The sequence below is a fragment of the Desulfobacter curvatus DSM 3379 genome (assembly GCF_000373985.1).
GTDB classification, from domain to species: Bacteria; Desulfobacterota; Desulfobacteria; order Desulfobacterales; family Desulfobacteraceae; genus Desulfobacter; species Desulfobacter curvatus.
The window spans coordinates 64,107-77,284 of record NZ_KB893123.1; the positions used below are offsets into that span (position 1 = coordinate 64,107).

The window sequence follows — 13,178 nt, forward strand, 5'->3', positions numbered from 1 at the left end:
AAGGCACTAAGCGTATCCCTTAGCCAGCACAAACAGCTGTCCGTAATGGGTTTTAAAGTTGAGAAGAGAGTCCATTTTTTCACCGGCCCAAAAGCAGCGCATGGCCCGGATTACGCCGGCATGGGTGACCAACAGGGTATGCGATGACAAAGGCAGTTCACTGAAAAAAAGGGACACCCGGAAGAAAAGGTCCTTGAAGCTTTCTCCGGCCGGGGGGCGAAAACCGTAAATATCCCGGCCCCGCTGTTCAAAGAGAATCGGATGGTTGGTTTTGATGTACTCAAAATCCTGGCCGTCCCACTCTCCTAAATTGATTTCGTTGAGACGGCGGTCGACAACGGGTGTGCTGTCAGGGCAGGCAAGGGCTGCTGTTTCCCGGCACCGGGTTAAGGCCGAAGTGTAAACCTGTTTGAAACCGATGGCGGTTAAGGGCGCCTGCCAACTTCTGGCCTGCTCCCGGCCTGTGTGGTCCAGGGGGATGTCGGTGTGGCCGATGAACCGGCGGGTGCCCTGCCCCTCAATCCGGCCGTGGCGCAGAATGAAGAGCAAGGGGCCTTTATCCGAGAATTTCTCCGAGAGATCGGCCGGCAACTGACTCGATCCGGGCATGTATGTGCTGAGCAGTTTCAAGTCTTTTAAAGATCTCCTTTTTGGCATGGGGCAGTTGCTTTGCCTTTTCGTGGAATCGGCCTGGGTAGTCCAGCTCCAGTTGATCTCCCCTGCACAGTTTATCTGCAAGAAAAACAATCTGAGTTTCATCCAGTTCCGGACCGGGCGTGAGGTCCATGTGGACGGCTACGATGTCCGCGATTTTTTGGAATCCCAACTGTTGAAGGAAACGGCTTCCGGCCTCAGCATGATGGGCCTCTTTCCTTTTAATGTCATGGAGCAGCGCCCCTGCCCGGATGAGGCCGGTATCAAGATCAAGACCGCACGTCCGGAGTGCCCAGGCAAGCGTCAGTGCAGTTTCACACACCCGTTCCAGGTGGGCCCGGATGGCCGGGGCATCGGCCAGTTCCCGGTCGATGACGGACAGGCATTCCGCTTCATCGGGTATTTCCAGGCGCTCATATTTCTGCTTTATTTGGTCATAACCTTCCGGGGTGTCGGCATCCATGAGGATGCCCCGGTCATGGACCGGCAGTCGGATGATGCGGCTGGGGTCTGAGAACAGGATCTGCCTCAGGTTAGCGTCGGGATCAGCACCTATTATGGCAGTGATCAGCCGGGCCGGGATCAGGGGGGGATGGCCTGTTTCGCCATTAAATGCCGGTATAATCAAGGCATCTTTGGCCGCCTCGAATTTTCTACGGATAAGGTTTAGGGTGGCGGGCCGGATGGCCGGGATGTCTGCCGGCAAAAGGAAAAAGCCATCTATACCCGAAGGCAAGGCTGCCACCCCGGTGCGAATGGAGGAAAACATGCCCGCGGCATAGTCCGGGTTGAACAGGGGGCGGGCTCCTGCCGCTTCAACGGCCGGTGCCAGCCGGTCATGGTTGTGGCCCGTGACCACGATGATCTCCCGGATGCCCGCAGCTTTAAACAGGCCGATGACGGTTCCGATCATGGTGGACCGGCCCAAAGGCAGCAGCGGCTTATACCGGCCCATGCGGGAGGAGAGACCTGCCGCCGGGATGAGGGCCGCCGGCATCAGGCGGGGTTGCTCCTTATTTTCTGCTCTTACCTTAATTAATTCCCCCATAATACTCACGGCGATCTCCGCCGGGGTCTCCGCCTTGATTTTCAAGCCGATGGGGGCATAGACCTGTTCCAGCCGGGCCTGTACCACCCCTTTTTCCATCAGGTTGTCGTAGATCTGCTTCTTTTTCTTTTTGCTGCCGATCATACCGATATAAGCGGCGCTGGTTTTTAAGGCCTGTTCCAGCACAGTCTGGTCGTGGAGGTGGCCCCGGGTGAGGATAACGATATAGGCATTATCGTCAATGTCCAGGCCGTCAAACGCAGTGGAAAAATCATCCAGCACCCGGACCTCACCGGCATGGGGAAAACGCACTTCATTGGCGAACTCAGCCCGGTCATCAACGACCACACAGGAAAAATCAGCCAAATGGGCCATTTTTGCCAGCTGGAACCCCACATGGCCGGCCCCGAATATGTACAATGTATCCGGCCGGCTCAGGGGCTCTATGATGAATTCGTCCAGCCCGTAGAACTGCCGCACCGGCCCCGGGCCTGTAAACCGATTTTCCCCGGCCGCATCCATGAGGGCTTTGGGCAGCATACCCGGCCCAACCACCTCACCCAATTCCAATACCAGGCTGGTTTCTGCATTTTTGTCCGCCGTAATCCGGGTAACGGCCAAAGCTTTTTTCCCCTTGGCTTCCAGGTCTGCCAGACGCTGCCATACCTGGATTTGTTCCGGGGCACAGGGGGGCACAAAGCTGCGGAGCCAGACCGTGAGGCTGCCCCCGCAGACCATATCCATACCCGCTTTAATCTCCTGATCCAGGTGAAAATCCATAATTTCTGACCGGGACCGGTCCAGCAGATCAACACAGGCGTCCATGACCTTGGCTTCCACCAGGCCGCCGCCGATGGTGCCGGAGATACTTTTATCCAGCCGGACCAGCATCTTACTGCCCGAGGTCCGGGGGGTGGAGCCCTTGTGGCCGATGATCACGGCCAGGGCAAACGGCGTGCCGTTGTTCAAAAGATCCAGACTTTCCCGGATGAGTGATCTCATTTCAATTAACTCCTTGGGCCCATGGCCTTATTTTCCGAAACCGCAGTCCGGATACCTGCAATCTGTGCAGTTGGAACATAATCCGCCGTGGCCCATCTTGACAATGTCATTTTTTTCCACCGTCTCTCCGGCCAGCACCCGCGGCACCACCAGATCAAAGATGGAGGTCCGGTGGTACATGACACAGCCGGGCAGGCCAATAACCGGAATGTCGTTAATATAGGCCAGCATAAACATGGCCCCGGGCAAGACCGGTACCCCGTAAGTGATGATTTTTCCCCCGGCAGCCCGGACAGCCGCGGGGGTTAGGTCGTCGGGATCCACGGACATACCACCGGTTAAGGCGATCATCCGTGCGCCGTCGGCAATAAGATCCCGGATGGCGGAGACGGTCATCTCAAGATCGTCCGGGACCACCCGCTTGCCCATGATCCGTGAACCCAGTTCATTGAATTTTTTCTCCACCACCGGGCCGAATTTATCCCTTATCCGTTCATGAAAAACCTCTGAACCGGTAACTACCATACCTACATCCAATGCGGCAAAGGGTTTGACCTCAATGATGGGAAAATATTGTTCACAGACTTTCTCAGCATCGGCCACCAGTTTTTCCGGTACGGTAAGGGGGATCACCCGGGTGCCGGCAATCTCCTGCCCCGCATTCACGCTGCGAGAGGTGTGCAGAGAAGCAAAAGCCACATCCTGAACTGAATTGAGCTTTTCCAGTCCCTCAACATTTATTTTGAGCAGGCCGTGGATCCGGGATGAAAATCCCACCTTGCCCTCCTCGGGCGCAGAAATATCGATATTGGACCCAAGGGAAGCTTTGGCAATCCGCTGGGCCGCTTCATTTTCATGAACCTCGTTTTTCAGCCCGGACACATAGATATGCTCCTTGCCGACGTCCAGCAGGGCATCTACGTCCGCTTCGGTAATGATATGGCCCTTTTTGAACAACGGGCCTTTGAACAAATCCGGAACGATCCGGGTGATATCGTGGAGCAAAACTTTGCCCACAGCATCCCTGACGGGCAGAGCCTCTACCTTGTCTTTCTCGTAGTATTTCAATATGCTACCTCACTTTACATAAAAATCTGTGTAATCTACACGGATCTTTCAACTTTTGTTGTGGGCTGAGCCTGGGTGTTGATAGGCCCAGTCAGCCCATGGCTGTTATATCTGATCTGCCGTTTCGTGACATACGTGTTACTAAAATCAAAAGCACGGACAGTGATTTTGCCCATGCGCAAGCGGCCCGATTCAAGGGCCGCTGTTAACCCGGGCGACGTGCCCGGATCAATATGGATGCGCTGTGTCAGGGGCTCAAGCCCCATAAGTCCAATGTCCAGGGTTGGAATTGCTTGCCCGGCATCTGTTTTTGTATCTATGCAGGCGGTAAAGTCCACCACACCCGGCAGGGAAAAGAGAAGGTCATCCAGATCGGCCATGGCCAGGCCGTGGCAGCCTGCGGTATCGTCTTTTACCCCCTGGCGGTTCCTGACCCGGTCCAGCCGGGGAAAGGGGCTGCCGCAGGCACAGGGGATATCCGGAATCCGGGAGACATCCCCGGTCCGGTACCGGATCAGGGGCATTCCCTTGCGGTTCAGGGTGGTGATGACGATTTCTCCCCATTGTCCCGGCGGCAGGGAATTACCGGCCGGATCAATAATTTCAAAAAACAGGTCAGGGTGTCTGAGGTGCAAACTCTTGCTTGCCGGGCACTGAATGGCCCCGCCGAACCCTGTTTCCGTCATCCCGTAATGGTTCAGCACCGTTGCGCCCAAAAGGGATTCTACACGCTTCACCAGGGACGCCGGCACATGATCGGCCGTGAGAATGACATGGGCAATGTCAGGCAAGGTTCCCGTGGATTTCATATATTCGCACAGAGCCAGGATCTGGACGGGCATGCCGATGATCAGGCTCGGGCGGGTTGCTGTGACCAGGTCGGCTGCCGGACTGAAGTCCCGGATAATTCCGGGAACCATAGCGCGGGCCTGGGCGGCTTCCATGGCGGTTCTAATCAAGTCTCCTGCACTGGCCCGGGTCTCCCCGGGCAGGAAGATAAGGCCGGTTTCCCCAGGATTCATAATGTCCGTGAGCACGGCCGTAAAAAAATCCACAACGCGGCCAAGATCCTCATCCGTAAAAAAAATCCGTTTGGGGGCCGCAGTGGTACCCGAGGTGTTCAGGGTGACGATGCGGGAGATCTCTCCCTGGGAAAGCGCCACAAAGGCTTTGGGATTTTCCCGGATATCTGCCGGCCGGGTAAAGGGCAGGCCTGCCATATCTTTAAGGTCCTGAAGTGGAACATCTGCAATGCCGGCAAGGGCTTCCCTATAGAAGCGGCTGTGGTCCCGGGCATGGGTGATGGTGTGGTTCAGGGCTTCCAACTGCCGGCGCTCAAAAGCCTCAAGCCGGGCGGTTGGGGATGATGACGGCAGCCCCATTGTCCGATTGATCCAGGTATCAAGAAAGGGGGGATTCATGATTTCCGGTACAATCCTTTGCCGTCGGCCCGGGTCAGGTTGTAGGCGCAAAAGGGAATGAGGCGGCCGTCCTGGGCCACGCTGTGGATGCAACAGCCTTTGAGCCGCTCAAGGTCCAAATTCCAGGCATCCTGGAAGGCCATGCCCGATACAGAGAACATCCGGGTCCGGGCCTGGCGGATGAATTTGTCCAGGCCGTCTTCATTTTTGTCCGGTATCGCCGGAGCAATGGGCTTCAGCGGCGCCTTCCAGTGCTCGGCCACGGAATCCCTGGCCTGTTTGGAGCCCTGCTCTGCCTGAACCGGTTTGCAGCAGCACGTGTTAAAAGCGGTCACGGCCGAAGGCCGGCCATCATCCCGGATGATGAACTTGCCGTTGAACGAACACAGGGCATGTTCGCAGGACGAGGGTCTGAACTCTTTTTCCTTGAACTTCCCTTGGGTCTGTACCTCAATCTCTTTGAGCACTTCCGGGATTGTGATCCTGTTCTCGTCTTTGGGGGTCTCTCCATGGCGGCCGAAATAAGAGACCGGCTGGAAATGGACCCCCCGGATGCCCGGGGCATGATCCAGACCGAATTGGAGAATGGGGCCGATTTGGTCAATATTAACACCCGGCACCAGGGTGGGCACCAAAATAACGCCGATGTCGTTTTCAACGCAGGCGTCCACAGCCCGTTGCTTGTCTTCAATGAGCGGTCGGCCCCGCAGAGCCTGATAAACGGTATCCGTCATCCCGTCAAACTGGAGAAAAACAGAGGCAAGTCCTGCCTCCTTCAGCCGGGGGGCAAGGTCCGGGTCCCGGGCCAGAAGAAAACCATTGGTATTCAGCTGGACAAATCCGAATCCGGCTTCCACGGCCCTGGAAACGATGAGAGGCAAGTCCGGCCGGATAGTGGGTTCTCCCCCGGAGATCTGGAGGTTGGCATCCGGGCTGACCTTACGGACCTTTGCCAGAAGACCGGTAATTTCCTCAATAGTGGGATCTGCCGTATTCCCAGGACCTGCTCCGGCAAAACAAAACCGGCAGGAAAAATTACAGTCCTGGGTAATTTCAAGCACGGCGGTGCAGGTGTGCTGACGGTGTTCCGGGCAAAGACCGCAGTCAAAGGGGCAGCCTTTCTCCACCGGAGTCATATTGAACCGCTCTTTTATGGGCAGCTTGGGCCGGATCCAGTTTTCATAATTTTGGCGGCCTTCCCAAAATCGAGTCTTGAACAGGCCATGGGCCTTGCAGGTTTTTTCCAGAAAAACAGAATCATTTTCCACCACATGCCGGGCTTCAACGGGCGTCAGGCATACCGGGCACAGGCTCTGGGTATGGTGCAATATGTCACAGCTGCTATTCATCATCAAGATCCGCCGGGTCCATTTCATGTTCGGTGAGAATATTCATCAGGGCACCGTGGGCCTGGCTCAGAAGGGTCGGACAGGTTTCCGGGTTGAGATTTGGGTAATGGTCCCCGGCAATCTGTCGGCATTGAATGCCTTGGGAAGCGGCAGCGGTAAAAAATGCCCTGAAATCATCCTGCATGGACGCTCTCAAATCCGGGTCCTGGGGGGCATACATGGCCAGAAGGCACAGCCCGGCCGTCAGAATCCCGCAGGAGCCTGTCTCAAGTTTGGAGCCCATGCACAATCCCCGGGAAAAATCGACCAGTTGTCTGTTTTCCAGGTCTGCCATGTCCAGAACCAGCTGTACCATGATCTGGCTGCAGCAATAGCCTTTGCTCTTTAATTTTAATATTTCGATATCATCCATTTTTACTCTGTCACCTTGTCTGCCACGATCAGGCAATATCCGGGCTTAAGTTCTCCGGCCCGGCATCGGGAGCCCAGGCCGCAATGAAAAACGTCTCCGGTCAGTGTGTTCCAAAAATTTTCAAGACTGCCATGTTTAAATACCATTTCACAGGCCATCTGCTTTAGCAGCGGGGTGTGATCTTCCCATATCCGAATTTTAAATCCTGCCTGCTCAATGATCCGGATTAAATCCGTTTTATTCAGCGCCCCGTCCAGGCAGGTCAAAGCCGGGGAGTGAAGGGATACCGGCGTTGCCCCGGGCAGATACAGGTCCGTGAGCACCAGATGCCCCCCCGACTGGAGCAGCTCAAAAAAATTATCCAGGCAGCTTGGCTTATCCGGTACCAAAGAGAGGACGCATTCGCAGAAGATCCCCTTGAAGGCGTCGGGTGCAAAGGGCAACCGGGGTAGCCTTGCCCGCACGCCGCCCCACCCCGTTGAACGGGCAGTTGCAAGGGCGATCCGTTCCGCCGAGGCATCCATGCCAAAGACCTTGAACCCTGCCTCTTCATGCAGAAAGGAGCAGGTGGCCCCGTATCCGCATCCGGCGTCCAGTACCCTCTCTCCCGGTGCCAGTGAACAATAATCCAATGCCGCCCGGGTCAGGGTAAGTCCGCCGGGCCGGTGGGTTTCAATGGCGTCTGTCTGCGAACTACTTATCTTCAAGAATCTTTTCCACTTCCGCCATTTTACCCCGGGCCAATTCCGGAGAGATGAACACGGCCCCGCAGCTTCTGCACTGGGGCAGATCCACATCAAATCGGGAATCCAGGTACCCAGCATGGTTCATAACGCTTTCCAGTGGGGTGTTGCAGGTCCCGCAGTGCAGATCCGAACTGAGATCTTCCAGAGGGGCGCCCGCTTTAAACTTTTGGGCCGGGATCACGGTCATCCTGTGGCTCCAGGCCTTCAGGATCTCATAGGCCCCGTCAAGGACCTTGAATTCCGCCCAAAAGCAGACATTGGCCGGCCGGAAAAAGGCGATGGTTGTCCCGGTTTCCCTGTTGATAAAATAGTGTTTATCGATTTCGGATTCGTAATGGGCCAGAACCTTTTCAATATCCGATACCAGAATGAATTCATCTTCGATTTGGTTAAGGGTGTCCTGATCGATAATAATTTTCTTTCCGGCCGGGGTCAGCGGGATGGCGTTCTGAAACGCCTCATTTCCAACCATCTCCTGTTTAAATGCAGCCAGATTTCTGCGCCGCCCTGAAAACCCCGGGTCCTGTCGTTTTTCCGGATGGTCGCTTTCCGGCCAGAACAAATCCAGAATATGGCGGGTGTTTTTTCCGGCCCGGACCAGGCGGTCCCGGCACATGGCGCAGTAAGCAATGTAGTCCAGGTCGCTCTGCTCGGTTCGTTTCTGGATAATGGTTCCGGCAAGGTCAGGGTTGGCATTGAACACAAGACCGCCAAACCCACAGCATTCAGTCAATTCCCCGGCATTTTCCAATTCGGTTATGGCGATACCCCTGGATTGAATCAAACCTCTAACCGCCTGCTGGGTGACGTCGTCTTTGCGGGCCGTGCAGGGATCACTTACAGCCACAGGTCCGGCAGCAGTCTGGTTCGATTCCGGCACCGGCAAGTCAGAATTGCCGGCCATTTCTGTGTACAAAGATAAAATCCTTGCCCCGGGCAGTATCTGTTCCAGCATCTGTGTACAGGAGGTACAGGCCGTAATAATCCGGGGGCTTCCCCAAGATTCCCACAATTTTTTTAGCATGTCGCCTGTCTCTTCAAACAGGTCTTTGCGGCCGCCCCAAAAGGCCGGTGCCCCGCAACAGCCCGAGACAATTCCGGTATTATTGTCAACGGTTTTTCTCAGCCATGCCCATACCGCCTTCACCTGGCCCGGTGATGAACCCGTAAGCTGGCATCCCGGAAAGAAAAGGGAACTGGATGTATCGGTGTCCGGCGCATGCGTGGAGAAAAAGCAGGCCTCGCCATTGGCATGGGCCATCTCTCCCAAAGCAAATTCATGGGCCGTTGGGGGCATTTTACCATCGGTCACCATCTCCTGCCGGGCAGAAAGACACAGATCTGCCATGGAAAAGTCATTGGGGCATACCGTTTCACACTGTCCGCACAGGCTGCAGGAGTTGATCAGGGTGTTGGCCTTTTTTTCCCCCATGACAATGGCCAGATTATTGTAAATTTCCCGGGCGTATTTCCCGGGGTGGCCCTTGAAACGGTCAAGGTAAGTGTTGCAGACCCGGAGGCACCGGGAACAATCGCATTGGATGCAGCGCCCGGCCTCTTTGGTTGCCTTTTCAAGGTCGTATCCGGTTTCCCCCTTAAATTCGATTTTTGGAAGAACGGCCACCCGGCTGATGTCCGTGGACAGTCTTGTTTTCATGACCCCTTCTTTATCCCGGCCCGCAGTCAGGGAAACCCCGGACAATACCCTGTCCATAGAGGTGGCGGCTTTTCTGCCCTGGAATGCAAAGGCAATAGGATAGGTTTCGGCGCAGACCCTTTCTTTGTCCCGGGGAAAACCGCCGGCGAAAATGTTTGAATCGGAGACCGATTGCAGTGAAAATTCATCCACAGGGACTGTTTTCGTACCGCCTGGGGCATCCATACCAATATATATGGCATGGAATTGATCTTTGTTTTCCAAAAATGTGTCAAACTCAGCCTCGAAGGTAAACGTAACACCAAATTTCTTAAGGCGGGTAAGTTCCCTCTCTATAATAGAAGCAGGCAGGACGTTTCCGTCCAACCGGTGCAGGTCTCCGCCCAGCGTCTTTTGTTCAAATACGTTTACCTGATAGCCTTTAAGGGAAAGGTCCCAGGCTGCTGTGAGACTGGACAGGCCGCTGCCCCAGATACCGATGCGGGAATCCTTTGCCGGCGGAGTAAAATATTTTTTCTGCCGGCTCCGGTTATGGGCGCAGGCCCGCTCCAGCAGGCCGATGGAAAGGGAGGTGTCCGGACGTTGCCGGATACAGGCCGATTCACAGGGATGGTCGCAGATCCGGGTGATAATTTCCGGCAGGGGCAAGGTCTTTTCCAGAACTTTAAAGGCCTTGTCCGTCTCTCCCATTGCCATCCGGGCCATGAAGGATTTTACATCCACATGAAAGGGGCATGCCGCGGTGCAGAATGCAGGTTCTTCCTGGATGCATTTTGTTTCAAATGCAGTAAGTTCTGATTTTTCCATAATCTTTTTTATAAGAAAGTCTCAACCAACTAACTGGATTCTTTCTATCTTTGTTGTGGGCTGAGTCTGGTCGCTGATAGGCCAGATCAGCCCATGGCTGTTATTAAACTCCGGGGCCAAGCCCCGGCAGTATTTTTTAGCTGAATTAATGGTCGTTAGCCTTTCAGTGCAGCCAATACCTTGTCCGGTGTGGCCGGCAGGTGTTTAACCCATGCACCGCAGGCCTTGTGGATGCCGTTAATCACGGCGGCATGGGGAGCGGTCAGGGGCAGTTCGCCTGCGCCGGCAGCGCCAAAAGGACCATGTTCCCTGGGGGCTTCCACATAGATAAGCTCCATCTCGTCAGGAATATCCTTGATATAGGGGAAGCCAGCTCCCATCATGGTAGAATGCTTCTTTATGTCTTCGTAGTCTTCGGTCAGGGCCAGACCAATACCCTGAGCCAGACCGCCGTACATCTGTCCATCTACCACCAGTTTGTTATTGATCTTGCCCAAATCGGCCACTGCCGTCATTTTGGTCACCTTGGCTTTGCCTGTGGCAATCTCAACACAAACCTCAGCCATGAACAGGCCGTACATGTATACGGCAAAGGGGCTGCCCTGGCCGTTTTCATCACAGTCTTTGGCAGGTGCAGTCCAGGTGCCGGTATATTTCATGGGAATATTTTCGGCCTCCATTTCCTCATAGGTCCGGTAGGTTCCGTCGCTCTTTTTCATGGCACCCATGAGCAACTCGCAGGCCGCCTTGGTGGCCTGTCCGGTGACAACCTGGGAACGGGATCCCCCGGCAGGGCCGGAGTTGGGGGTCTTGGAGGTATCGTTCATCACCAGTTTGATCTGATCCGGAGTAATGCCCATGGGCCTCAGGGCCTCGTGAGCCGTACCCAATGTGCCCGCGTCAGCGCCCTGGCCATGATCTTCCCAGGCATTGAAGATCGTGATGGTGTTGTCTGCGTTGAGTTCTGCATAGGCCTCGGAGGTGTCCGGGCCGTCCAGGCCGCAGCCGTATACACCCACGGAGATACCAACACCGTATTTTTCAGCGTCTGTGGATTTTTTAGCGGCTTCGGCTTTGGCAGCCTCATATTTGGGTTTGAGCTTGTCGAACATTTCCGGCAGACTCCAGGAATCGGGAATCTGGCCTGTGGGTGTGGTGGCTCCTTCACGATATACATTTTTATACCGCAGATCAAAGGGGTCCATGCCCAGTTTATCCGCCAGCATGTCCATGAGAACTTCAGATGGGAATTCTATTTCCGTTGAGCCATAGCCACGGAAGGCAGAGCCCCAGGCGTGATTGGTGCAGACGGTCCGGCCTTCACCCCGGATATTGGGGATGTTGTAACCGGCACCGCAAAACTGAGCCCCGCGCAGGGTCAGCAGATCGCCGAACTCGGAATAGGGACCGTGGTCCACGCTCCAGTCGGATTCCATGGCCCTGAGCGTGCCGTCTTTGTCGGCTGCATAGCGCAGATTGGTCAGGAATGGAGAGCGCTTGCCCGTGTATGTCTGCTGTTGCTGCCAATCATAGTTGAGGAATACCGGTTTGCCCGTGGCCATGGCTGCCACACCTACCAGGGCTTCCATGGTGGGGGAGAACTTATAGCCGAAGGTGCCGCCGGTGGGGTTCTGGACCAGGGTGAGTTTTTCCGGCTCAATGCCCAGACCCGGTGCGATCATGGCCAGGTGAAGATGGATGCCGATGGATTTGGAATGAATGGTCAGGGTCCCGTCTTCGCCGGGGAAGGCAAAGCCTACGTCCGGTTCAATGGGCATGTGGGGCTGACGGCTCACGTAGAAATCATCTTCAACGGTGACATCAGCGGAATCAAAGATGGGAGCGGTATCCTCACCTTTTTCAATTTTCTGGATATAATAGATATTGGGGGTACCCGGATGGATTTCCATGGCATCTTCGGCCATGGCGGCCGGGGCGCTCATGTATTCGGGCAGCAGTTCCAGGTCCACTTTTACCTTATCTGCAGCGGCCTTGGCATTTTTCTCGGTGTCGGCACAGACAATGGCAATGGCGTCACCATACTGAAATACCTTTTCATCGCAGAGAATAGGCCGATCCCAGCCGTCGCCTTTGTTGGTGGGAAAGGTGATCAGGCCGGAGATCCGGTTTTTGCCTTGGACGTCTTTGTGGGTAACAACCTTATATACGCCGGGCATCTTTTCGGCTTCGGAGGTGTCAATGGATTTGATATTGGCATGGGAAACCTTGGCCTGAACCAATGCCATTCTCAGGGTGCCTTCGGGCATCTTGATGCCCAGATCCGCACCGTAATCGAAAGTGCCGGTGACTTTGGCTACGGCAGAAGGACGGGGATATTTTGTGCCCCAGATCCGTCCGTCTTCGGGGATCTTAAACAAAAGGTCATCCATGGCCATTTTCCCGTTAAGCACGCTGGCAGCGTCCATGACGGAATCCACCAGCTGTTTATATCCGGTACAGCGGCAGGCGTTTCTATATTTCTGGAACCAATCCCGGATATCCTCGCGGGTGGGGTCCGGGTTAGTGTCGAGCAATGCTTTGGAGGATACGATGAAACCCGGGGTGCAGAAACCGCACTGGGCGCCGCCGTGGGCAATCCATGCGGCCTGGATGGGGTGAAGGTTGTCCGGAGTGCCGATGCCTTCGATGGTGGTGATCCGGGAGTCGTCCGGTACCCGTTTCATTTTGGTAATGCAGGAACGCACCAGCTTAGAATTCAAAATAACATTGCAGGCGCCACACTGGCCCTGGTCGCAGCCTACTTTGACCCCAGTGAGGGAGAGGCAGTTCCGGAGCACCGTTGCAAGCGTGTCATCCTCATTTACAAAAACGGTTCTCTCAATACCGTTTACCAACAGTTTTTTACCGATCATTTAAACCTCCTTGTATATTTTTAAACAAATAGTAGAACCTTAAGCCGAAATCATACTGAGTTTGAACTGAGGAGAAGAAAACTCTTCTTTTATTTTGTGCGCTTATTTGACTATCTCGTCAGTCATAAATTCTCCGGCAAC

At 55.0% G+C, this 13,178-nt stretch carries 9 protein-coding genes; all 9 read right to left on the reverse strand.

The features are described from left to right. Positions 1-6: 6 nt before the first annotated feature. The 9 genes from B147_RS0125935 to B147_RS0125980 all read right to left on the reverse strand — a co-directional run bounded on the left by B147_RS0125935 (position 7) and on the right by B147_RS0125980 (position 13,037). The gene (locus B147_RS0125935) at positions 7-630 is read right to left on the reverse strand and encodes a histidine phosphatase family protein (RefSeq protein ID WP_245569103.1); all 624 of its coding nucleotides are present in this window, start codon (positions 628-630) and stop codon (positions 7-9) included. Next, positions 557-2,704 (reverse strand): XdhC family aldehyde oxidoreductase maturation factor, encoded by a 2,148-nt coding sequence (locus B147_RS31445; RefSeq protein ID WP_020590117.1) that lies wholly within the window; start codon positions 2,702-2,704, stop codon positions 557-559. The genes B147_RS0125935 and B147_RS31445 overlap by 74 nt, the downstream gene beginning before the upstream one ends. Before the next feature lie 27 nt (positions 2,705-2,731). Next, entirely contained in the window at positions 2,732-3,772 is a 1,041-nt protein-coding gene (locus B147_RS0125950) for a molybdopterin-binding protein (RefSeq protein ID WP_020590118.1), read from the reverse strand. A gap of 35 nt (positions 3,773-3,807) precedes the next feature. Continuing rightward, complete coding sequence (locus B147_RS29565) at positions 3,808-5,193, reverse strand: DVU_1553 family AMP-dependent CoA ligase (RefSeq protein WP_020590119.1); 1,386 nt, start codon at positions 5,191-5,193, stop codon at positions 3,808-3,810. After that, the gene (gene trsS / locus B147_RS0125960; RefSeq protein WP_020590120.1) at positions 5,190-6,545 is read right to left on the reverse strand and encodes a radical SAM (seleno)protein TrsS; all 1,356 of its coding nucleotides are present in this window, start codon (positions 6,543-6,545) and stop codon (positions 5,190-5,192) included. Before trsS ends, B147_RS29565 begins: the two co-directional genes overlap by 4 nt. Beyond that, complete coding sequence (locus B147_RS0125965; protein WP_020590121.1) at positions 6,535-6,954, reverse strand: DVU_1555 family C-GCAxxG-C-C protein; 420 nt, start codon at positions 6,952-6,954, stop codon at positions 6,535-6,537. Before B147_RS0125965 ends, trsS begins: the two co-directional genes overlap by 11 nt. A gap of 2 nt (positions 6,955-6,956) precedes the next feature. After that, entirely contained in the window at positions 6,957-7,661 is a 705-nt protein-coding gene (trsM, locus tag B147_RS0125970; RefSeq protein WP_020590122.1) for a DVU_1556 family methyltransferase, read from the reverse strand. Continuing rightward, positions 7,648-10,164: a pyridine nucleotide-disulfide oxidoreductase/dicluster-binding protein gene (locus tag B147_RS29570; RefSeq protein WP_020590123.1), complete on the reverse strand. Its 2,517-nt coding sequence runs from the start codon at positions 10,162-10,164 to the stop codon at positions 7,648-7,650. Before B147_RS29570 ends, trsM begins: the two co-directional genes overlap by 14 nt. A gap of 155 nt (positions 10,165-10,319) precedes the next feature. Further along, complete coding sequence (locus B147_RS0125980; protein ID WP_020590124.1) at positions 10,320-13,037, reverse strand: molybdopterin-dependent aldehyde oxidoreductase; 2,718 nt, start codon at positions 13,035-13,037, stop codon at positions 10,320-10,322. Between the last annotated feature and the right edge of the window lie 141 nt (positions 13,038-13,178).

Bases quoted from the DNA above. Each gene is read 5' to 3' on its own strand.
- B147_RS31445 (WP_020590117.1), bottom strand. From the start codon at position 2,704: ATGAGATCACTCATCCGGGAAAGTCTGGATCTTTTGAACAACGGCACG.
- trsS (WP_020590120.1), bottom strand. From the start codon at position 6,545: ATGATGAATAGCAGCTGTGACATATTGCACCATACCCAGAGCCTGTGC.
- B147_RS0125980 (WP_020590124.1), bottom strand. From the start codon at position 13,037: ATGATCGGTAAAAAACTGTTGGTAAACGGTATTGAGAGAACCGTTTTT.
- B147_RS0125965 (WP_020590121.1), bottom strand. From the start codon at position 6,954: ATGGATGATATCGAAATATTAAAATTAAAGAGCAAAGGCTATTGCTGC.
- B147_RS29570 (WP_020590123.1), bottom strand. From the start codon at position 10,164: ATGGAAAAATCAGAACTTACTGCATTTGAAACAAAATGCATCCAGGAA.
- B147_RS29565 (WP_020590119.1), bottom strand. From the start codon at position 5,193: ATGAATCCCCCCTTTCTTGATACCTGGATCAATCGGACAATGGGGCTG.